The sequence below is a fragment of the Amycolatopsis keratiniphila genome, assembly GCF_000400635.2.
Classification (GTDB): Bacteria; Actinomycetota; Actinomycetes; order Mycobacteriales; family Pseudonocardiaceae; genus Amycolatopsis; species Amycolatopsis keratiniphila.
The window spans coordinates 1,404,635-1,425,140 of sequence record NC_021252.1; the positions used below are offsets into that span (position 1 = coordinate 1,404,635).

The 20,506-nt window shown below is 67.9% G+C and carries 19 protein-coding genes; 11 read left to right on the forward strand and 8 right to left on the reverse strand.

Translation table 11 applies throughout. The features are described 5' to 3' along the window. Nucleotides 1-71 precede the first annotated feature (71 nt). The gene (locus AORI_RS47820; RefSeq protein WP_016331755.1) at nucleotides 72-1,295 is read left to right on the forward strand and encodes an HNH endonuclease signature motif containing protein; all 1,224 of its coding nucleotides are present in this window, start codon (nucleotides 72-74) and stop codon (nucleotides 1,293-1,295) included. A 478-nt stretch (nucleotides 1,296-1,773) separates the two neighbouring features. Here the strand turns inward: AORI_RS47820 and AORI_RS47825 are convergent, their stop codons facing one another. Further along, the gene (locus tag AORI_RS47825; protein WP_016331756.1) at nucleotides 1,774-2,694 is read right to left on the reverse strand and encodes a helix-turn-helix domain-containing protein; all 921 of its coding nucleotides are present in this window, start codon (nucleotides 2,692-2,694) and stop codon (nucleotides 1,774-1,776) included. A 183-nt stretch (nucleotides 2,695-2,877) separates the two neighbouring features. On the opposite strand from AORI_RS47825, the gene AORI_RS47830 reads away from it, so the two are divergent. Next, nucleotides 2,878-4,080 carry a cytochrome P450 gene (locus tag AORI_RS47830; RefSeq protein WP_016331757.1) on the forward strand — a complete coding sequence of 401 codons (1,203 nt, stop codon included), beginning with the start codon at nucleotides 2,878-2,880 and terminating at the stop codon, nucleotides 4,078-4,080. 5 nt (nucleotides 4,081-4,085) lie between these two features. Further along, entirely contained in the window at nucleotides 4,086-4,265 is a 180-nt protein-coding gene (locus AORI_RS47835) for a ferredoxin (RefSeq protein WP_016331758.1), read from the forward strand. A gap of 48 nt (nucleotides 4,266-4,313) precedes the next feature. Here the strand turns inward: AORI_RS47835 and AORI_RS47840 are convergent, their stop codons facing one another. Beyond that, complete coding sequence (locus AORI_RS47840; protein WP_016331759.1) at nucleotides 4,314-4,865, reverse strand: snapalysin family zinc-dependent metalloprotease; 552 nt, start codon at nucleotides 4,863-4,865, stop codon at nucleotides 4,314-4,316. A 136-nt stretch (nucleotides 4,866-5,001) separates the two neighbouring features. On the opposite strand from AORI_RS47840, the gene AORI_RS47845 reads away from it, so the two are divergent. From AORI_RS47845 to AORI_RS47870, 6 genes are all read left to right on the forward strand, one after another. Continuing rightward, nucleotides 5,002-7,623, forward strand: a complete 2,622-nt coding sequence (locus AORI_RS47845; protein ID WP_016331760.1) for a P-loop NTPase fold protein — start codon at nucleotides 5,002-5,004, stop codon at nucleotides 7,621-7,623. A gap of 36 nt (nucleotides 7,624-7,659) precedes the next feature. Continuing rightward, nucleotides 7,660-9,414 carry a substrate-binding and vWA domain-containing protein gene (locus AORI_RS47850; protein ID WP_016331761.1) on the forward strand — a complete coding sequence of 585 codons (1,755 nt, stop codon included), beginning with the start codon at nucleotides 7,660-7,662 and terminating at the stop codon, nucleotides 9,412-9,414. 1 nt (nucleotide 9,415) lies between these two features. Continuing rightward, nucleotides 9,416-9,928, forward strand: coding sequence for a hypothetical protein (locus tag AORI_RS47855; protein ID WP_016331762.1), 513 nt, complete (start codon nucleotides 9,416-9,418; stop codon nucleotides 9,926-9,928). Nucleotides 9,929-9,978: 50 nt separating this feature from the next. Continuing rightward, nucleotides 9,979-10,344 carry a hypothetical protein gene (locus tag AORI_RS47860; protein ID WP_016331763.1) on the forward strand — a complete coding sequence of 122 codons (366 nt, stop codon included), beginning with the start codon at nucleotides 9,979-9,981 and terminating at the stop codon, nucleotides 10,342-10,344. A 29-nt stretch (nucleotides 10,345-10,373) separates the two neighbouring features. Next, nucleotides 10,374-11,075: a Crp/Fnr family transcriptional regulator gene (locus tag AORI_RS47865; protein ID WP_016331764.1), complete on the forward strand. Its 702-nt coding sequence runs from the start codon at nucleotides 10,374-10,376 to the stop codon at nucleotides 11,073-11,075. 121 nt (nucleotides 11,076-11,196) lie between these two features. After that, complete coding sequence (locus tag AORI_RS47870; RefSeq protein ID WP_016331765.1) at nucleotides 11,197-11,886, forward strand: hypothetical protein; 690 nt, start codon at nucleotides 11,197-11,199, stop codon at nucleotides 11,884-11,886. Nucleotides 11,887-12,102: 216 nt separating this feature from the next. On the opposite strand, the gene AORI_RS47875 is transcribed toward AORI_RS47870, so the two are convergent. The 5 genes from AORI_RS47875 to AORI_RS47890 form a co-directional block, all read right to left on the reverse strand. Continuing rightward, nucleotides 12,103-13,539, reverse strand: coding sequence for a DUF1996 domain-containing protein (locus AORI_RS47875; RefSeq protein WP_016331766.1), 1,437 nt, complete (start codon nucleotides 13,537-13,539; stop codon nucleotides 12,103-12,105). A 167-nt stretch (nucleotides 13,540-13,706) separates the two neighbouring features. Continuing rightward, on the reverse strand, nucleotides 13,707-13,856 hold the full coding sequence (locus tag AORI_RS83640; protein WP_016331768.1) for a hypothetical protein: 150 nt from the start codon (nucleotides 13,854-13,856) through the stop codon (nucleotides 13,707-13,709). A 681-nt stretch (nucleotides 13,857-14,537) separates the two neighbouring features. Further along, nucleotides 14,538-16,055, reverse strand: coding sequence for a tripartite tricarboxylate transporter permease (locus AORI_RS47880; RefSeq protein WP_016331769.1), 1,518 nt, complete (start codon nucleotides 16,053-16,055; stop codon nucleotides 14,538-14,540). Next, nucleotides 16,055-16,549: a tripartite tricarboxylate transporter TctB family protein gene (locus tag AORI_RS47885; RefSeq protein WP_016331770.1), complete on the reverse strand. Its 495-nt coding sequence runs from the start codon at nucleotides 16,547-16,549 to the stop codon at nucleotides 16,055-16,057. Before AORI_RS47885 ends, AORI_RS47880 begins: the two co-directional genes overlap by 1 nt. Next, a complete protein-coding gene (locus AORI_RS47890; protein WP_016331771.1) occupies nucleotides 16,546-17,514 on the reverse strand; it encodes a Bug family tripartite tricarboxylate transporter substrate binding protein in 969 nt (322 codons plus the stop codon). Before AORI_RS47890 ends, AORI_RS47885 begins: the two co-directional genes overlap by 4 nt. Before the next feature lie 132 nt (nucleotides 17,515-17,646). On the opposite strand from AORI_RS47890, the gene AORI_RS47895 reads away from it, so the two are divergent. Both AORI_RS47895 and AORI_RS47900 read left to right on the forward strand, forming a co-directional pair. Continuing rightward, complete coding sequence (locus AORI_RS47895) at nucleotides 17,647-19,194, forward strand: sensor histidine kinase (protein ID WP_016331772.1); 1,548 nt, start codon at nucleotides 17,647-17,649, stop codon at nucleotides 19,192-19,194. After that, nucleotides 19,191-19,853 (forward strand): response regulator, encoded by a 663-nt coding sequence (locus tag AORI_RS47900; RefSeq protein ID WP_016331773.1) that lies wholly within the window; start codon nucleotides 19,191-19,193, stop codon nucleotides 19,851-19,853. The genes AORI_RS47895 and AORI_RS47900 overlap by 4 nt, the downstream gene beginning before the upstream one ends. A gap of 25 nt (nucleotides 19,854-19,878) precedes the next feature. Here the strand turns inward: AORI_RS47900 and AORI_RS47905 are convergent, their stop codons facing one another. After that, on the reverse strand, nucleotides 19,879-20,445 hold the full coding sequence (locus tag AORI_RS47905; RefSeq protein ID WP_016331774.1) for a TetR/AcrR family transcriptional regulator C-terminal domain-containing protein: 567 nt from the start codon (nucleotides 20,443-20,445) through the stop codon (nucleotides 19,879-19,881). Nucleotides 20,446-20,506 lie beyond the last annotated feature (61 nt).

Consider the following 20,506-nt stretch of genomic DNA (forward strand, 5'->3'; position numbering starts at 1 on the left):
GGTCGTTCGTGAGGCCGGGAATTGTCGGTGTTGGGTCGTAGGTTCGTGGGGTGGACACTCATTCCGCGCCTGTGGCGCTCCTGGAAAGCCTCACCGATCCTGAGGTGCTGGCTGCGGTGAACGATGCCGCGAATATGTTGGACGACAACGATTCCGTGGCGTTGGCGCAGGCGGCGTCAGCGGGGATCGCGCGGCTGGAGGCGGTGCGGTTCCGGGCGTTGGCGCAGTTGAACCGGCATCGTGACGGCGCGCGGAGTGTGGTGCAGGAGGTCGCGCTTGAGTTGTCCCTTGTGGACAATCATGCGGGTGCGCTGGTCGCCGCGGCGGACGCGGTGACCAGCCGTCTGCCTCGCACCTTGGCCTTGATGGACAATGGGAAATTGAGTGGGTTCGGTGCGTCGAAAGTCGCCACTGCCACCGCATGGCTCTCCGATGAGGACGCTCTTGCGGTGGACGCGTTGTTGGAGGATCGGATCGCGAAGAAGAACCCCGATCAGGTCCGGAAAGCCGCCAATCACGCGGTGAACACCATCGACCCCGACGGGGCCGGTAAACGGGCCGAGCAGCATCGCGAAGGCCGCCGTCTCACGCTGCGGCATGGTGAGACCGGGGTCGCCTCGATCGAGGTCGAGGATGGGCCGGTGGAGAAGGTCGCCGCCGCGTATCAGCGGATCGATCGGGAAGCACGCGCCCTCAGGGCCGACGGCGAGACCCGCACTCTGGATCAGCTGAGGGCCGATGTCGCGCTGGATCTGCTGCTCGGTGGGCAGGGCGGGGCGGGTGAGCGCAGCGAAGTGTTCCTCTATATGGACTTGTTCACCTATCTCGGTTTGAACGACGACCCCGCGGCACTGGCCGGACATGGCACGATCCCCGCGGCGTTGGCCCGGCACATCGCTAACGGTGAGAACACTGTGTTGCGGCGGATCATCACCGATCCGCTGTCCGGGCAGGTTCTCGATCTCGGCCGGGATCGGTACCGGCCGACGGCGGGTTTGGCGGAGTTCGTGCGGGTGCGGGATCGTGAATGCCGAAGACCCGGCTGTCATCGCCCGGCTCAGGCGTGCGACCTCGATCATGCGGTGCCGTGGCAGCACGGCGGGCACACCGCCGACACCGAACTCGTGGATCTTTGCCGCCGGGACCACCGGTTGAAGGACGAACCCGGCTGGACCTACCACCTCGCATCCGATGGCACCCTCACGATCATCACTCCGACCGGACAGCGCCACGACAGCACACCGCCACCACTTCACGAACCCCGCCCATTAGGCGACGAGCCACCACCGTTCTGAGTCCGTTGCCGAGAAACGGCGACGGGTCAGGTTCGGGGAGGGCTTCAGCCGGAGGGCCGCCGACGAGTCCGGTCTGTCGTCGGAATTTGGCGACAGGGGAGTCGTGCGTACGACACTGAGCTTCAGTCGGAGAACACAGTCGGCCAGTCCGCTGTTTCGATGTGTTGCCGAAAACCGGCGACAGGCGGTCGGGTGTGGGCTGGGTTCAGGCACAAGCCGCTGCCATGTCCCACTGTTCCGGTGCGTCGCCGAAAACCGGCGACGGTCCAGGTGCAGGGAGGGCTTCAGCCGCAAGCCGTCAACAAGTCCCACCGTTCCCATCTGCCGTCGGAAAGCGGCGGATTTGTGCGTGAAGCACCGGCTTTCAACCAGAAGCCACGAGGCGTCGCCGAAAAGTGGCAACGTGCGGTCCGCGTGCCAGCCCTGCCACGTCGCCGAAAAACGGCGACACAGCAGCCCCAAACCCGAACCACACCCCTCAACCCCCCAAAGCCGCCAACTGCCCAGCCGTGAGCCGTTCCACCAAGGGAACCGCCCCATACTCCCCATCACGGCAAACCACCCGCACCGGCCCCGCGATATGCGGATGCTCCTCCGCCACCCGCAAAGCGGCCGCAACCCGGTCGGTCGCCCAGCCCAGCGCGTCCGCGAGAGCCGAAACGGAAAGTGCGCGCCCGGCATGCAGAAGGGCGGCGAGCACGGTCAGAGCGTCACCGGCGAACACCGCGATCCGGTCGTCGAGCATGATTTCGTTGATACGCGCGTGAAACCGGGAGAGGTCGTCCATGCGGGCCCCCGCGGGGGTCGAGGTGCCGAGGACTTCGGCGCCCCGGCGCGAGACCCGCACCCATTCCTGGTTCGACCGCACGCTTTCGTTCCACACCCGTTGCGGCATCTCCTCGTCGATGACGTAGCGCTCTCGCCGACCGTCCCGTTCCCGTTTGAGCATCGCTTGCGACTCGAGGTAGGCGACGGCGTTCGAGATCGAAGCGGGGCTGACCTGGAGCCGTTGGGCGAGTTCGGCGGCGCTGAGTACGCCGTCGTCGCTGACCGCCAAACACGCGAGCAGCCGGGCGGTCATCCGGGGCAGGCCGGTCTCGACGATCATTTCGGCGAACTCGGTTTCGAAGGCGCGGACGGCTTCGGGGTCGCGGCCGTAGCCGTTTTCGACGACGGGGACGGCGCGCGGCTGGGGTTTGCGGCGTCGAGCGCGTTCTCCGGTCACGCGGGTCGCTTCGTCGGCGCGGTAGCCGGATCGGCCGCTGTTGCGCGCGACCTCACGGCTGATCGTCGACGTCGGGCGCCCGAGCCGCCGCGCGATCTCGGCGTAACCGAGGCCGTCCTTGAGCCAGGCCGCGATCAGCCGACGGTCCTCCTGGGTCAGCCTGCCGCCCGGCATGGGCACCTCCTGTGCGTTCACCCGCAAATCATTGCAACGAGTCGTTGCATTCACCGCCAAGATCGTTGCAACGATTTACGGAAACCTACCAGCAAGAACGCCATAAAAGCCAGTCCTTAGCTTTGAAGCAACTCTGAATGCAACGTAGCCTTTGGGTATCGCTGAAAACTGGGAGGAACAGAAATGACCACCTCGGTCCCACATCTCACCGAGCTGCCCCTCGAACGCCCGAAGGGCTGCCCGTTCGACCCGCCCGCGGAGCTCGGCACGCTGCGCGACGAGCACCCGCTCGTCCGGCTGACCTTCCCCGACGGGCACGAGGGCTGGCTCGCGACCGGCCACGCGATCGCCAGGGCGATCCTCGCGGATCCCCGGTTCAGTGCCCGGCAGGAACTGATGCACTCACCGTTGCCGGGGGCGGCGGCGATGGTGGAGATGCCGCCCGCGGCACCGGGGATGTTCATCCGGATGGACGGTGCGGAGCACGCGCGGTACCGCAAGCTGCTCACCGGCAAGTTCACCGTCCGCCGGATGCGGCTGCTGACCGAGCGAGTCGAGCAGGTGACCACCGAGTGCCTGGACGCGATGGAGCGCGAGGGGACGACGGCCGATCTGGTGCCTGTCTTCGCGCAGCCCATTCCGGCGCTGATGATCTGCGAGCTGCTCGGCGTCCCGTACGAAGACCACGAGTTCTTCCGCCGCAACGTCATGCCGCTGAACCGGCCGGACGCTTCGGCCGAGGAGCAGGGAGCCGCCATCAACGCGCTGGGGGAGTACCTCTACAAGCTCATCCTGGCGAAGCGTGCCGAGCCGACCGACGACATCCTCGGCGAACTGACGACCACGGAACTCACCGACGAGGAACTGACCAGCATCGCGTTCCTCTTGCTGGGAGCGGGTCTCGACACCACGGCCAACATGCTCGGGCTGGGCACGTTCGCCCTTCTCCAGAATCCGGAGCAGCTCGCGGCGCTGCGCGAGGATCCGGAGCTCATCGATGGCGCGATCGAGGAACTGTTGCGCTATCTGACCATCACGCACACCGGTGCGCGCACCGCGCTCGAAGACGTCGAGATCGGCGGTCAGCTCGTCAGGGCCGGGGAGGTGGTCGCGCTGTCGGCCCAGGCCGCCAACCGTGATCCGCTGAAGTTCCCGGAACCCGACCGGCTCGACGTCCGCCGGAACGCCGCCGGGCACGCCACCTTCGGGCACGGCGTGCACCAGTGCCTCGGCCAGCAGCTCGCGCGTGTGCAGATGAAGGTCGCCTTCGGCGGGCTGCTCGCCAGGTTCCCCAAGCTGCGCCTGGCCGTCCCGGCCGAGGAGATCCCGATGCGGACGGACTCCGACATCTACGGCGTGTACGCGCTCCCGGTGGCCTGGAGCTGAGCGCGATGAAACTCGAAGTGGACCGGGAACGCTGTGTGGGCGCCGGAATGTGCGTGCTGACCGCGCCCGGGGTGTTCGAACAGGACGAGGAAGACGGCCGGGTCCGGCTGCTGGATCCGGAACCGGCCGAGATCGGCGACGCCGTGCAGCTGTGCCCGGCGGCGGCGATCACGGCGAACGCCTGAAAGAGCCAGGCCAGGGGGTGCCGGGCGCGGCACCCCCTGGCTGGAGGATCAGCCGATTTCCGCGAGGACCTTGCCCGCGTCGGCGCTCTGCACCGCGGTGCCGGCGTAGAGCTGCTGGACCCTGGCCTTCTCCTGGGCGTTGGGGTTCACGTTGGTGCAGCTGACCCCGCCGGTCGAGCCGGACATCAGCGACGAGCAGGGGCCGGGCTTCACGTCGGGCAGGCCGAGGCTGTGCCCGAGTTCGTGGGAAGCGATCCGGGGCGTGTGATAGCCCTGCTGGACGGCCTGCCTGCCCATCCACACGGTGACCGTGCCGCCCGGGCGGACCGGGCCGAGCGTGGCGCGCGGCCAGCCGTTGTCGGCGATGACCCGGATGTTGACCCGCTGCCCCGGCGTCGCCTTCACGATGCGGACGTTGGTGACGTTGGTGTTCCAGACGTTGACGCCGGCGGCCACCGCGTCCTTGAACTCCGCCGCCTGGCTGTCGTCGTAGGTCAGGGTCGTCGCCATGATCTCGGCGGCGCCGGCGGAGGGTGCCGAGAGCACCGAGATGGAGAGCGCGGCGCCGGTGAGCACCGCGGCGAAGGTACGTCGAAGCACGTTGAACTCCTCGCGTTAAGGCGTGCTGGAATTTCGGAGCAGTGTCGACACTGAACCTGTCGGGGCGGCCGGGGTACCCGCCGATAGTCGTCTGTCGTTAACCATGATCTTGACGCGACCGGAAGACTGTGCCGTTATGACGACGGCGCGTTTCACCGGACACGAAGAACCGATCCTCGCGGTCGCGGTGAAGGGAAACCGGCTGGTCACCGGGGGTGCCGACCGGACGGTCCGGGTCTGGGACCTGGAGACCGGAGCGCAGAAATTCGTGCTGAGCGGCCATGATCGGCCGGTGCTGGCGGTGGGTATCTCGGGTCAGTACGTGGTCGGTTGCGATGGGGCGACGGTGCGGCGCTGGCGGATCACCGGCGCCGAAGCGCATCCCCCGGAGGTCCAGACCACCAAACGGACCGTGGCGGTCGCGGTGGCGAAGGACTTCGTCGTGTCCGGCGCGGGGAGCGCCGTCGAGGTCCGCCGGCCGGACGGCGTGACGGTGCGCGGTCCGCGCATCGGCGGCCCGGAGATCGAATCCGTCGCGGTGACCCCGGACGGCCGGGTCGTCGTCGCCGGGGACGACGCCGGCGGCGTGCGGCTGTGGGACCGGGAAGTCGTTTCCCACTACCGGTTCGGTGGGGCGGGCGCGGTCCACGTGGTCGCGATCTCGCCCGACGGTGGGCAGGTGCTGTCCGCCGAGGGCGAGACGGTGCGGTTGTGGGGACGCAAAGGCGACCCCGCCCTCGTCTTCCCCGCGCACACCGGGGTGGTGCGGGCGCTGGCCTTCGGCGCGGACGGCAAGTTGGTGCTCTCCGGCGGCTCCGACGGCGAGGTCCGCGTCCGCGAGATCGACGACCCGCGGGAGTACACGCTCCTCAAGGGACATCAGGGGAACGTCCGGGCGATCGCCTGCACCGCGGGGAACGAAAAGATCGTCACGGTCGGCGACGACCGCACGATCCGGGTGTGGGACCGCTTCGGCAACCAGATCGACGGCACCGGTTTCGTCGAGCCGAAACCGGGCCGGGCGCGGCCGCGGATCACGCCCGACGTCGAAAGCCCGGTGGACCTGATCGGCTTCCACGACGACGTGCGCACGCTCGCCGCGGTCATCGCCGACCGCGAGACCAGCCCGCCGCTGTGCGTCGCGCTGCTGGGGCCCTGGGGGTCCGGCAAGTCGAGTTTCGTCCGGCAGGTGACCGACCGGGTGGCCGAACTGGCCAGCCGGTCCCGCGGCGACGCCGCCAACAGCGTGTTCACCGGTGAGATCCGGCAGATCCGGTTCAACGCCTGGCAGTACCACGACGACCATCTGTGGGTCGGGCTGGTGGACCATCTGTTCCGCAACCTCGGCGCGCCCGAGACGCACGCGGACGCCGGTGAGGTCCATGCCGAACGCGAGGAACTGCGGGCCCGGCTCGCGGGACTGAAGGCGGTCAAGGCGGACTCTCCGCTCACCTGGCGCTGGCGGCTGCTGGTATCCGGGGTGGACCGCGCCGAACGACGGCGGCGACGGCTCGCGGTCGCGGGCTACGCGGTGGCGGGGGTGCTCGGCATCGCCGCGGCGATCACCGGCTGGGCCCTGTGGCACAACGCGATTCTCGCGGCCGCGGGCGCCATCGTCGCGCTCGGCGCCGTGCTGACCCCGGCGCTCACCACCGCCAGGGCGGCCCTCGCCCCGGTGAAGTCCACATTGGACAAACTGCGGCACGACGTCGACAAACGCGGGGAACGGTTCGAGACCGAGGTACGGGAGACCGAGGAACGGCTCCGGCGGTTGGACGCCGCAAGCAGGCTCGGCGATCTGATCGAGGAGGCGAAAACCGGTCGATACGGGGATTACCAAGGGGTTTTCGCCCGGGTGCGCGAGGACCTCGCGGACCTGAGCGCCGATCTGGCCGACGCGCGGGAACAATGGCTGCTGGCGGGCGGGAAGGGCAAGCCACCGCTGGAGCGGATCGTGCTCTACATCGACGACCTCGACCGTTGCGCGCCGTCGAAGGTGATCGAAGTGCTGGCCGCGGTCCATCTGCTGCTGGCCCTGCCCGCGTTCGTCGTGGTGGTGGCCGTCGATCCAAGATGGTTGCGGCGATGCCTCGACCAGCACCACGAAGAACTGTTCGGCGCGGGCGAGACGAGCCGGGCGGAGTACCTCGACAAGATCTTCCAGATCGTGTTCGCCCTGCGCCCCATGGGAAGCGCGGCGGACGAGCTGATCGACGCCCTGATGCCGATCGGGGAACGGGGACCGCGGCCGTCCGAGCACGAAGAATGGACGGAGGACGAGAGTGCCCCCGAACGCGGTGAACCGGTGGAGGTCGTGGTGCAGGACACCGCCCCGCCGACGTTCTACAACATGCGGCCGGACCGGTTGCGGCTCACCGAGGTCGAACGCGATTTCGTCCACGTGCTGCGGAAGAGGCTGAACACGCCGCGCGAGATCCGGAAACTGGTCAATCTCTACCGGCTCGTGCGCATCGGAATCCCCGACGCGGAACTGGCGGCGTTCGTCGGCGGCCCCTATCGCGCGGTGCTCGTCCTGCTGGCCCTGCTGGTCGCCGATCCGGACGCCGCGCGTTCGACGTTCATCGCGCTTTCCGCCGGGGAATCATCGCGCGACGCCTTTCCACCTGAATGGCGGCTGGACGCCGAATCCTTCGATGATCTACAGGTCTACCGGAATTGGGTGGGCACTCTCGCCCGCTTCAGTTTCGAAACCTACGATCTGGTCACCGAGGAGACGGAACCGGAAGCCACGTTGTAGCTACACTTGCCCGCTACGACGGCGAGGGGGCGGCGCATGCGGAGATCAGGCTGGCTTTCGCTCGTCTTCGGCGCGCTCGTCGGGACGCTCGTGATCGTCCTGCTCGCCACCACGGTCAGCGCTCCGCCTGCGGCGCCGAGGACCGACTGCGTGCGGCTGGTCACGAGTTCCTCCACGGAGAAGGGCGATCTGATCGCCGAACTGGCCGCGCGGTACAACGACGCGGGCCGGACGTTCGACGGCGGCAAATGCGCGAAGGTCGACGCATACAAGAAGACCTCGGGCGCCACGCTCGACCTCATCGCCGACGGCTGGAACGACGTCGACGAACGTCAACCCGAACCCCAGGTCTGGCTGCCGAGTTCCTCGCTCTGGCTCGATCTGCTGAAACAGCGGGGGAAGGGCGACCGGATCAAGGCCGGGCCGAAGACCTCGCTCGCGACCAGCCCGATGGTGATCGCGATGCCGGAGCCGATGGCCAAGGCGATGGGCTGGCCGGGCAAGTCCATCGGCTGGGGTGACGTCCTGCAGGTGAACCGGGACGGTGGCTGGGCTTCGAAAGGGGCGGAGTACGCCAACTGGGGCAACTTCACCCTGGGCAAGGACAATCCGCGGCGGTCGACGTCCGGGCTCGCGGCGACCATCGCGACCTACTTCGCCGCCACGGGCGGCGACTACGGCAAGATCGGGACCGCGGAGACCGTGCAGTTCGTCCGCGGGGTCGAGGCGTCGGTCGCCTACTACAGCGACGATTCGGTGGCCTTCCTGAAGACGCTCTACGACGAGGACCGCAAGAAGCCCACGCCCTACATCAGCGCGATGGCGATGCAGGAGCAGATGGTCTACCTCTACAACCGCGGCGTGCCGACCGGGGATCCGGCGCAGCTGAACGCGAACCCCGTCCCGCCGCTGCGCCCGCTGGTCGCCGTTCCCCCCAAGGAGGGGACGATGCTGATCGACCATCCCTTCCTGATCACCGCGAGCGCGTCGTCCGAGCAGCAGGCCGCGGCCGAGGACTTCTACGCCTTCCTGCGGGAAGAGGGCCAGCAGCGCCGGTTCCGCGATCTCGGGTTCCGCGACCCCGAGGGCAGGCCGGGCCCGGATCTGGCCGGGGTCGTGGGCACCCAAGGCACCCAGGAGACCCCGAAGATCGGCGTGCCCACCGGCGAGCAGATCCAGAAGATGCTGGACGGCTGGGAGTACACGCAGCGGCGCGGCCGGATCCTGCTGGTGCTGGACCTGTCCGGTTCGATGAACGAGCCGTTCGACAAGAACCGCAAGGACAAGCCGTACTCCGAAAGCCGGATCGCCCTGCTGAAACCCGCGATCCGGAAACAGCTCGAGTACCTGCATCCCGAAGACGAGGTCGGGCTGTGGACGTTCTCGGACGGGTACGAAGAGAAGATGCCGATCGGCAAGGTCAAGAACGTCCGCGGCCCGATGCTCCAGCTGGTCGAGAACCTGACTCCGAAAGGGGATACGGCGCTGTACCAGACGGTGATGGCGGCCAACGACAAGATGCGGCTCGAGTTCGATCCGAACCTCATCAACGCCGTCGTCTTCCTGACCGACGGCGAGAACACCGAAGCCGGGACGAAGGAGCAGGTGCTACAGAACGTCGACGCCGAACGGCTGGACAACTCCGTCCGGATCTTCACCATGGCCTACGGCGCGCAGGCCGACAGCCGCGTCCTCGACGAGATCGCGCAGAAGTCCAAGGCCCGCAGCTACCAGGCCGTCGACCCGCACGGCATCGACAAGATGTTCGTCAACGTGTTCAGCAACTTCTGACATGGCCGAGTACGACAACCGGCCGTTCCACGTCGTCGCGGTGGTGCTCGCCCTCATCGCCGGGATGATCGGCCGCGCGGTGACCTATCCGCATCCGCAGGCCTGGCTCTTCGCCGCGGCCGCCGCGCTGGCCGTGCTGGTGCCAGCCGAAACCGCGTTCTTCGTGCTCAACGGAAGGCGACGGAGGCCGGCGCGGGAGAAGAAGCGCGTGCCGCAATCCGCCCCGTACGACCACTTCAGCCTGCTCGGCCGGGCGCTGACGGCCATCGAAACGGTGCGGCCCGGCGAAACCGAGCTGGCCAAGGTCTTCCGCCGGGCGGTGTCGGCGCTCGAACGACACAAGAACCGGAACACCGCCGAAGTCGTCGAACTGCGGGTGACGGTGAAGCAGACCACCGAGAAGCTGGAACGACACGCGGGGGACGAGAATCCCGATCCGGTGATGCTCGGCGAACGGATGGGGCTGTACCGGGAAACGCTCGAAGAGGCTCTCCGGGCGGTCGAACCGGGGTGAGTGTTCGGTGCCGAACAGACTACGGCCGTGCGTCATGCTGATCTGACAGCATGCCGTTGATCGGGCGCCGGGTTGTCGAGGGCGTGGAACATGTGGTCGTGCCGGTGGAGCACCGGTTCAGCCTGGAGGAGGCCGTGCTGGCGGTGATGGCCGCCAAAAGCACCGTGCGGCCCGCTCCGGGAATCAAGGTCGCTCCGCTGAAGGTGTCGGAGGTACGGTCAGCGCTGCTTTATGCGGCGAAACACGCCGATAGGCGACACCAGATCGTGGACAGCTACTTCGTCGAGGCCGAAGACGGACCGTTGCACCGGCTGGCCGAGTGGATCAGATCGGAACTGGTCCGGCTGGGCATCTTCACCACCCACGACGGTTCCGCCGCCGGATCGGGTGGCCGACTCGGTTACTCTCCGCGATAGGTGTTCACGACTGCCTGGGAGGGTGTTTCGTGGGTTTGGGCCAAGAGGCCGCCGAAGAGAGAGAACGTCCGTTCCTGGAGCGACTGGACGAACCCGTCCGCGCCCGGTTGCTGGAGATGGGGACCCCGCAGACCTACGAGGCCAGACAGGCGCTGATGCGGGCGGGCGAGCCCGGCGACTTCGTCATGTTGCTGCGGCACGGCTACGTGAAGGTGACCAGCGCCGACCGGATGGGTGCGACGGTCATCCTCGACGTCGGGGTGCCCGGCGATCTGCACGGCGAGATCGCGGTGATCGCGGGCGGTATCCGGATGGCCGACGTGGTGGCCATCGAGGAGGTGCACGTCCGGCGCATCGCGGCGAGCGAGTTCAACCGGTTCCTGCTGGATCATCCGGCGGCGATGCGCGAGGTGCTCGTCAGCGTCGCCCGCCGGTTCGTGCTCGCCCAGCGGCAGCGGACCCAATCGTGGAAACCGCAGGCGGTGGCGCGGGTCGCGACCCGGCTGGACTACCTGGTCGACGTCTGTGGCATCCGGACACCCGCCGGCTGGCGGATCGGGATCCCGTTGAGCCAGGACGAACTCGCGCAGTTCATCCCGATGGGGCGGACCATGGTCGCGCAGGCGCTGGACAAGCTGCGGAAGGCGGGAGTCGTGGCCAGTTCGCGCCGTGCGATCACCGTCATCGACCGCGAGGCATTGCGGGTGATCACGGAAAAAGGTGTGACTTAGCTCACTGGCGTTGACCATCGCGAGATCATGTTTTGTTCGGTTCCGAACAGAACTTCCGGTGAGGAGTGGGAACACTGCTTCCTGCCGCCAGTTTTCACCGATCAGGGGAGGGGTCGCAGAGATGCAGGTGCTGACCTCAGGCCATTACAACGCGCACACCCACGCCGTGCTTTCCGTCGACATCGTCGGTTCGTCCAAGGCCAGCGACGATCTGCTGGACCCGATGAAGACCGAGATGGAAACGCTGGTTTCCCGCTCGTTCAACGCGGTCGGGCTCGCCCCGGGGGAAGCGCGTCACTTCCGGGAGACCGGGGACGGGCTGATGGTCGCGTATCCGGACCACGCCGTCGGGCAGCTCTGCGAGGTCGCGTTCCACCTGGACCATCTGCTCCGGACCCGTAACCGCTACGCCAGGGTCCCGATGCGGGCACGGGTGGCGGTCCACATGGGACCGATGGCGGACAACCACCGCTACCACCGCACGTACATCACGCTGACCCGGCTGCTGTGCGCCTCGACCTTCAACGACGCCGTGGGCTACTGGTGCCGTTCGGATCCGACGGGCGACAAGTTCGGCGCCGGGATGATCGTCTCGCAATCCGTGTGGCGCAACGTGGTCGAGCCGTTCGGGGTCGCGCTGGTCCCGCCGGCCCGCTGCGCCCGGATCAGCGTCACGACCCCGGACTTCGCCGACAGCGCGTGGATCCACTTGCCCGGCTTGGACGCGGAAGCGGTCCTCGCCGAACTGAACCCCGCCGTCGCGGTGCCGCTCGTGTTCGACCGGGTGAGCCGGTTGTCCACGACGGCCTGACCCAGACCGGGCGGTCCGGTTTCCAGGGAGGGAAAACCGTATCGCTCGCCGGTTCCCGGCCCGGTACCCCTACGCCGGGCCGGGAACCGGACCCCCGGCGCGGGGGGTGGGGGCGCGGGTCATCCCCGCCGCGCCCTCTCGCATGGAAATGTCATGAAAGGGTCGTTCAAGACGTTTTTCGTCCTGAACGACCCTTTCATGACGTCCGGGCGCGGGCTACTGCCGGCACCTCTTACCGCTGTTGATGCACTTCACCAGCTGGTTCATCAGCCGCTGCGACATGACGTTCGCGAAGTCGTCGTGGTCGGAGCGCGGGTTGTGCTTCTCCTGCGCGAACGCGTCGACCGCGTATTGCCCGGCGGCCTGGATGTCCGCGGGGATGTCGTACACGAGCGTGATCCGCAGCTGCGGCACGTTCTTGAAGCCACGCGGGCATTTCCCGTTGCGGTCGGAGAACACGATATGCGTGCGGTGGTTGGCGCTGTCGGTGTTCTTCCCGTCCCAGCAGTTCGGGAACGAGTGGATCCGCGTGACCTTGCTGCCGCGCGGGCAGATCGGGTACAGCTCGGTGAGCCGGTCCTCGAAGCCGGTGCAGGTCCAGCTCGGCCGGGCGTTGGCCGGGCCGTTGGTGCTCTGTTTGGCGTCGCCGTAGAGCACCCGCAGGAATTTCGGCATCGCGACGACGCGGCGGGCTCCGCCACTGGTGAAGGTCAGGTCGACCTTCTCGGCGCGCTGGATCTCGCCTTCGTTGTCGCCGATCTCGTTGTTGTCGTTGACACCCGGCAGGTCGGCGGCGTTGCCGTCGGCCTTCTTCTTCTCGGCGTCACCGGCGGCGTTGACGTTGCTGTTGTCGCCGCCGTTGTCGAGACCGCCCTTGCCGTTCTGCTTCACCGCGCAGCTCGCGAGCTGGTCTTCGTTCTTCGCGACCGGCTTGCCCGCCTGCCGCATGGTGTCGCCGATCTGCTGGATCGACGGCTTCCGCTTGTTCTTCAGCTCGTCGAGCACCTGGGCGGCTTGTTTTCCTTGCGCCAGCTGGTTGTTCGCGTTCTCGGACTCCCGGTCGAGTTTGTCGAGGTTCTCGTCGACCGCGGGCATCGCCTGGTCGGGAACCTCTTCGAGCTCGCTGGCGACGTCGGGGCAGTCGACCTGGGCGCCCGCCTCGTCCTTGGCCGCGTCGACGCGATCCGCGGCGAGTTTCTCCTCGTTCGCGGCCTCGTTGGCTTCCTCTTCCTCGGTGTTGATCCGGATGACCGGCCAGAAGTAGGCCGACTTGTCCCCGTTCTTGCAGGTGGTGCCCGCGCGCAGCAGGCTCTTGTTGTTCGAGTCCGCGTTGGTCGAAAGGTTCCCGACGTAGTCGTGCAGGTGCTCGGCTCCATTGCGGACGCCGGGCTGGGCGATGAAGTTGTCGCCGTTGAAGTGGCCGTTCTCGTTGCGGCCGCAGTCCACGGTGAACGTCCCTCGTGCGCCTCGTTTCGCGAGGTCGAGGTTGACGTTGTTGCCGCGGGGGACCTTCGTGATGTCGATGAAGAACGATTTGTCCGCGCCGTCGGCCCTGGCGGCGTCGGGGGTTCCGGTCGTGTTGACCACGACGATCCCGCCGACGGCGAGGGCGAGGGCGGTGGCGCCCGTGGCGACCTTGGTGCGGCGCGCCATGCGATGGCGGCCAGCGGTTCTTTGGTTACGGGGCATGAACTTGTTCACCTCGTTCGGTGTCGTTGCGCGAAGCCCGGGGGATGCGGCGCCGGCCGCGCCGGCGTCACTGACTCCGCGTTGGCTGAAACGGCCCCGAGGGACGGCCGGTTCAAAACGCGACCTCGCCGTTATGCTTTCGTTACCTTGCGACGGCGGTGATAGGCGAGCCCCAGAACGATGGTGATGGGTCCCCACAAGCTGAGCGGGGCGATGCAGATCGCGGCCAGCGTTTCCCAGCCTTCGTTGACGTAAGGGGCGTTTTCGGCGATGCCGAACACGGTGAGCCGTCGGTTGTCACCGAGGGGGCCGGCAAAGTCGTCTATCCGCTGGTCAAGTGGGTGACAGAGGGGCTCGTCGCGGCGGCCTGGCCTCTTCTCAACTGTCCACAGGGGACACTTCCGAGATGGGCGCGCCCGATTTGGGCGTTTTACGAAGGGGTCGTGAGTGTTTTTGGTCGTTCTAACGACCAAAAACACTCACGACCCCACCCGAAAACCGGACGAATATGAATCAAACGGGCATTTGCCTGCCGGTTCGTGTCCTTTGTGGACATCGTCCGGTCAAGTCTCCTGTCGTCCGCCCGTTCGGAGATCCCGCCCGAATCGTCAAGAGCGGCACCGACCAGCGCTTATGCGACTTTGCCGGGCCCCTAGGTCGTCACCGAGGGGGACCGAGCTGAAGAGCGCGGTGAGGCTCAAGCCGCCGACCACGGCGGGAACGACCGCCGCCAGCGGCCGGACGGCTTTGCCGCCGAGGAACGGGATCCAGCGGGGCACCACTTCGCCTGGCCCATTTCGAAGTGGACGGCGAACGGCAACCGCCACAGGCACGAAGGCAGCAGGAGCCAGGGGAGCGCGTAGGCCGGGCCGGCGTCTCACGGCGACGGGACTAAGCCCTCCTTCCGAAGAGGGAGAAAGGCCCGGCCTCGGGGCAGTCGAGGCCGGGCCGGTTCCCGCTTCTCAGGCGTCGACCTTGTCCTTGGGCTCCGGCTCGGGTGCGGTGGGCCGGGAGGGCAGGAAACGCTTGATCAACGGGAAGAACAGGATCACCAGGATGATCACGTAGACCACGATCGCGAACGGCGTGTTGACCAGTCCGGTCAGCGAGCCGTCACTGAGCTGCAGCGCGCGCCGCATCTGCTGTTCGGCGGCCGGGCCGAGGATCACGCCGATGATCGCCGGCAGCACCGGCAACCCGTAGCGGCGCATCGCGAACCCGATCAGGCCGATCACGAACATCACCAGCAGATCGAAGATGTCCGCGTTGACCGCGTACGCGCCGACGCTGGCGAAGAACAGGATGCCCGCGTAGAGGTACGGCCGCGGGATGCGCAGCAGCTTCGCCCACAGCGGCGCCAGCGGCAGGTTCAGCACCAGCAGCAGCGTCAGGCCGACGAACAGCGAGGCGATCAGGCCCCACACCAGCTTCGACTCGCGTTCGAACAGCAGCGGTCCCGGCTGGATGCCGTACTGCTGGAACGCCGCCAGCATCACGGCCGCGACCGCGGTGGTCGGCAGGCCCAGCGTCAGCATCGAGACCAGCGTGCCCGCCGCCGAAGACGACGCGGCCGCTTCCGGACCGGCGACTCCTTCGATGGCGCCCTTGCCGAACTCGTCCTTGTGCTTCGAGAGCCGCTTTTCGGTCAGGTACGAAAGGAAGGTCGGGATCTCGGCGCCACCGGCCGGGATGGCGCCGAACGGGAAACCGATCACCGGGCCGCGCAGCCACGGCTTCCAGGTCCGCTTCAGATCGGCGCGCGAGAGCCACGGCCTGCCGACCGGGATCGGCTTGAAGGTGTTGCGCCGCAGATGCGCGGCGACCCACAGCGACTCGCCGACGGCGAACAGCGCGACCGCCACGATCACCACGTCGATCCCGTCGGCCAGATGCAGCGAACCGAAGGTCAACCTCGACTGGCCGGTCATCTCGTCCAGGCCGACGAGCCCGATGGTGAGACCGATCAGCAGCGAAGCGACCCCGCGGATCCGCGAGTTGCCGAGCACCGAGGTCACCCCGATGAACGCCAGCACCATGATCGCGAACAGGTCGGGCGCGCCGATGTCCACCGCGTACTTCGCGATGATCGGCGCCAGCAGCACCAGCGCCATCGTGCCGAGGATGCCGCCGACGAAATGCCCGATCGCGGCCGCCGCCAGCGCCTGTGCGCCCCGGCCCTTGCGTGCCATGGGGTTTCCGTCGATCGCGGCGACCACCGAGAAGCTCTCACCCGGGGTGTTCAGCAGGATCGACGTCGTCGAGCCGCCGAACATGCCGCCGTAGTAGATGCCGGCGAACATGATGAACGCCGCCGTCGGCTCCATGCCGTAGGTCACCGGCAGCAACAGGGCCACCGCCATCGCGGGACCGATCCCCGGCAGCACGCCGATCGCGGTGCCCAGCAGCACACCGAGCGCGGCGAGCGCGAGGTGCGTCGGGGTCAGCGCGGTGCCGAACCCGTCGATGAGTTGCTGCAGCATCAGAACACCTCCATCAACGGGCCACCGGGCAGCGGGACACCGAGCAGGTTGTTGAAGATCAGGAAGGTCACGATCGACATGCCCGCCGCGATCAGCGGGTCACGCACCAGGTTGCGGCTGCCGAGGGCGAACGCCGCGCCCCAGAACAGGATCGCGCCCGAGATCGGGAACCCGACGAGGCCGATCAGCGCCGCGTTGGCGAGGAAGGCACCGCACAGCAGCAGGACCGTGCGCAGGTCGGCGGGCGCGGTGAGATCGATGTCCTCGCCGCCCTCGGCCTCGCCCTTGCCGCCGCGCAGGACGTCGCGCGCCAGCAGCACCGCGACGATCAGCAGCAACGAGCCGACCAGGACCGGTACCGCCTTCGGCCCCACGGGACCGCGCTGGGCGAAGTCGGTGGGAATGCTCAGCGCGTCGGTCAGCACCAGCACGCCGAGTACGACGAGCACCACGCTCACTCCGAGTTCGGAGCGCCCTTTCAGCCACGTGGTCATGCCAGACCCAGCTCTTTCAGCACCGTTGCCACTCGAGTGTTCTCCTCTTTGAGAAACGAACCGAACTGCTCACCTGGCGCGAACGCGCCGGTCCATCCGTTGCGCTGCAAGGCTTCCTGCCACTGCGGCGTCTTCTGCAACCGCTCGAACAGGCTCACCAGCTTCGCCCGGTCCGACTCGGTGATCCCGGGCGGCGCGACGATGCCGCGCCAGTTCGTGAACTTCACGTCCACACCGGACTCCGTCAGCGTCGGCGCGTCGATCCCGGGGAGCCGCTTCTCGCTCGTCACCGCCAGTACCCGGAGCGTGCCCGCCGCGATCTGGTCGCGGTACTCGCCGACACCGGAGACGCCGAACGCGACCTTGCCGCCGAGCACCGAGGCGAGCAGTTCGCCACCGCCGTCGTACTGGACGTAGTTGACGGATTTGGGCGCGAGCCCGATCGCCTTCGCCATCAGCATCGGCGCCAGATGGTCCGGCCCGCCGGGCGACGAACCGCCGCCGACCTGGACCGCGCCCGGGTCCCGCTTCCAGGCATCGAGCAGCTGGCCGATGTTCTGGTACGGCGAATCCTTGCCGACCACGACGATGTCCGACTCTTCGATCAGCTTCGCCACCGGTGTGGTGTCGAGCAGCGAAGACGGCGACTTGTTCGTGAACACGCTGCCGACGACGCCGAGCCCCATCGACATGACGAGTTTGCCGTTGCCGCGTTCGGCCACCGTGCGGCCGAGGCCGACCGTGCCGCCGGCGCCGGGGAGGTTGAACACCTCCGCGTTGCCGAGCAGGTCGGCGTCCTCCATGGCCTTGGTCGCGGTCCGCGCCGTGATGTCGTAACCGCCGCCGGGCGCGTTGGGCACGAGTACCCGCAACGACCGGATCTGCGAGCCCTCGTCGGCCTCGCTGCCCGGGGTGAGCAACGGTGGCACCAGCAAGACGGCGACAAGCGCCGCCGCGATGGCCAACCAGCTACTGGGCTTCACTGTGATCCCCGCCTCTCTGCCGCGTGGTTGGACATGTTGCACTCGTGTAAACAGAGATGTCTCGCTTAGACGCCTAAGGGTTCTTTTGTTCTTTGTGGTCACGAGGAGGTGGCGATGGGCGCTCGGGGTTCACTGGCCCGCCAGCTCCTCGTGTGGCAACTGGTAGTCGTCACCTGCCTACTGTGCGCGGTGGGCGTGCTGGCCGTCGTCCAGGCGGGGAACAACTTCCGCACGACCGAGGGACGCCGGGCGCTTTCGGTCGCGGAGAGTGTCGCCGCGCAGGGCATCGTGGGCGACCTCGACAACGGCCCGTGGGAGCTGAACGCGCCCGCGGAGACCGCGCGAAGCCTCTCCGGGGTCGATTTCGTCGTGATCGCGGGAGCGGACCGTTATGTGCTCGCGTCACCTGATCCGGGGCAGGTGCGCACGCTGCTCGACATCGGCGACAGCACCGTCCTCTCTGGACGGTCGTGGGTCGGCGAACTCGACGGCTCGATCGTGGCGCACGTCCCGGTGCTCGACGAGAAGGGCGGCAAGGTCGTCCGCATGGTCGCGGCGGGCTCGAAGTCGCCCGGGTTCTTCGCCGGAGTGCTCGAGTCGCCGGACAACGCCCTGCGCGTGCTGGGGGTCGCGCTGGTGATCGGGGTGAGCGGTTCGCTGCTGCTGGCGCGGCGGGTGAAGAACCAGACGCTCGGCCTGGAGCCGCACGAGATCACCGCGCTGGTCGAGAACCGGGAGGCGCTCCTGCACGGCATCAAGGAGGGCGTCGTCGGCCTGGACCCGCAGCACCGGATCACCCTGGTGAACGATCAAGCGCGCGCACTGCTGGCGCTGCCGGACGACGCGGTCGGCCGGTCGGTCGAGGACCTCGACCTCAACGAGCGGATCCGCGACCTGCTCACCGGCCGCGCGACCGGCGCGGACCAGATCGTGCTGCGGCAGGGGAAGGTGCTCACGCTGAACCGGATGCCGATCGACGTGCGGGGAGCCGTGGTCACCCTGCGGGACCGCACCGATCTGATGACCCTGCGGGACGAACTCGACGCCAGCAGGCACGCCACCGACACGTTGCGGGCGCAGGCGCACGAGTTCAGCAACCGGCTGCACACCATCTCCGGACTGCTGGAACTCGGGGAATACGAAGAGGTCCGCGGCTATGTCAGCCGGATCAGCTCGGCGCAGGGGGAGTGGCGCGCGGAGGTCGGCTCGCGCGTCGGGGATCCGGCGGTGGCGGCGTTGCTGATCGCGAAGGCGTCGCTCGCCGCGGAACGCGGGGTCGGGCTGCGCATGGCCCCGGACAGCGAACTGGACCGCGTCGAAGACGCCCTTTCCTCGGATTTGGTGACAGTGCTGGGAAATCTCGTGGACAACGCCTTGGACGCACTGAGTTTGAACAAGCAGGGCGGTGAGCAGGGCTGGATCGAGGTCGGCGTGTGGCAGGAGGAGGACGAAGTGCGGGTGGAGGTCCGTGATTCCGGGCCGGGAGTAGCCCCGGAGATCGCGGAAGAGGTGTTCGAGCACGGCTTCACCACGAAGGCCGCCGCGCACGGCCAGCGCGGTCTCGGGCTCGCGCTGATCCGGCAGGCGTGTGTGCGGCGAGGCGGCTCGGTCGAGGTGCACAACTCCGGCGGCGCGGTGTTCACGGCGAGGTTGCCGCGATGATCAAGGTGCTCGTCGTCGACGACGATTTCATGGTCGCGAAGGTCCACAGTGGATACGTCACGCGCACGGAGGGGTTCGCCGTGGTCGGGGTCGCGCACACCGGCGCCGACGCGATCCGCCTGGCGCGGGAACTGAAACCGGATCTGGTGCTGCTGGACGTCTACCTTCCCGATCTCGACGGGCTTTCGGTGTTGCGGGAACTGCGCACGACCGAGGACGTCGACGTCATCCTGATCACCGCCGCGACCGACGTGGAAACCGTGCGGCAGGCGATGCGGGGCGGGGTGCTGCACTATCTGATCAAGCCGTTCGAGTACGCGTCGCTGCGCGATCAGCTCACGCATTTCGCGTCCCTGCACCAACGGCTGGACCGCCTGGCCGAGGCCGGGCAGGCCGACGTCGACCAGGTCTTCGGTGCGCGGCCGAGCGCGAAACCCGTGCTGCCCAAGGGACTCACCGCCGAGACCGCGCGACTGGTGGAGAACGCCCTGCGGGGCGCGGACGGCGGGATGTCGGCGAGCGAATGCGCCGAGGCGACGGGCGTCGCGCGAGTGAGCGCGCGACGGTACCTGGAGCATTTCGTGGCGACGGGGAAGGCCGAGGTGACCCTCAAGTATGGCGGGACCGGCCGTCCCGAACGCCGCTATCTCTGGTCCTGACCAGCGTTTCGTCCTCTGAATGCGGCTAGGCGACGTCCTGGTCCGGCGGGTTCGCGACTTCGACGTCGGCGCGGAGCCCGGCGATCAGGCGCGCGAGGCCGTACTCGAACGAGGCGGCCGGATCCTCGTCGTGGTCGCCCTCCAGGTGCTGCTGCTCGTCGATCGCGCAGCCGAGGGTGTACCGGCTGATCGCGAGGATCGCGTGCGTCGCGTTCTCTTCGGTGAAACCCGCCCGCAGCAACGGTTTGATCAGCGGTGTCATCGCCGACCGGCCGGTCGGGCGGGAGCCGGCGTGCAGGCGGGCGCCGTCCCGGTAGGACAGCAGGGTGCGGCGGATGGTGCGGGCGCGCCGGGCCAGCCACTCGGCCCAGTCGTCCATCGCCGAGGGATCGTCGAGCGGGGCGAGCCGGTCGTCCAGCATGGTTTCGGCCATCTGGTCGAGCAACGCCTGCTTGCTCTCGAAGTGCGTGTAGAGCGCGGGGCCGCGCACGCCGAGCTTCTCCCCGAGCTTGCGCAGGCTCAATCCGTCCAGCCCGACCTCGTCGAGGAGCTCCAGCGCGGCTCGAACGTAGCCATCCCGTCTCACGACCATGCGCACACCTTCGCCGGTCCGTATCGGAGTTGACAACTCGACGGCAACTTATCATTGTTAA

Coding starts and splice junctions, on each gene's coding strand:
- AORI_RS47825 (WP_016331756.1), bottom strand. CDS start 2,694: ATGCCGGGCGGCAGGCTGACCCAGGAGGACCGTCGGCTGATCGCGGCC.
- AORI_RS47830 (WP_016331757.1), top strand. CDS start 2,878: ATGACCACCTCGGTCCCACATCTCACCGAGCTGCCCCTCGAACGCCCG.
- AORI_RS47835 (WP_016331758.1), top strand. CDS start 4,086: ATGAAACTCGAAGTGGACCGGGAACGCTGTGTGGGCGCCGGAATGTGC.
- AORI_RS47845 (WP_016331760.1), top strand. CDS start 5,002: ATGACGACGGCGCGTTTCACCGGACACGAAGAACCGATCCTCGCGGTC.
- AORI_RS47850 (WP_016331761.1), top strand. CDS start 7,660: ATGCGGAGATCAGGCTGGCTTTCGCTCGTCTTCGGCGCGCTCGTCGGG.
- AORI_RS47855 (WP_016331762.1), top strand. CDS start 9,416: ATGGCCGAGTACGACAACCGGCCGTTCCACGTCGTCGCGGTGGTGCTC.
- AORI_RS47860 (WP_016331763.1), top strand. CDS start 9,979: ATGCCGTTGATCGGGCGCCGGGTTGTCGAGGGCGTGGAACATGTGGTC.
- AORI_RS47870 (WP_016331765.1), top strand. CDS start 11,197: ATGCAGGTGCTGACCTCAGGCCATTACAACGCGCACACCCACGCCGTG.
- AORI_RS47875 (WP_016331766.1), bottom strand. CDS start 13,539: ATGGCGCGCCGCACCAAGGTCGCCACGGGCGCCACCGCCCTCGCCCTC.
- AORI_RS47880 (WP_016331769.1), bottom strand. CDS start 16,055: ATGCTGCAGCAACTCATCGACGGGTTCGGCACCGCGCTGACCCCGACG.
- AORI_RS47885 (WP_016331770.1), bottom strand. CDS start 16,549: ATGACCACGTGGCTGAAAGGGCGCTCCGAACTCGGAGTGAGCGTGGTG.
- AORI_RS47895 (WP_016331772.1), top strand. CDS start 17,647: ATGGGCGCTCGGGGTTCACTGGCCCGCCAGCTCCTCGTGTGGCAACTG.
- AORI_RS47900 (WP_016331773.1), top strand. CDS start 19,191: ATGATCAAGGTGCTCGTCGTCGACGACGATTTCATGGTCGCGAAGGTC.
- AORI_RS47905 (WP_016331774.1), bottom strand. CDS start 20,445: ATGGTCGTGAGACGGGATGGCTACGTTCGAGCCGCGCTGGAGCTCCTC.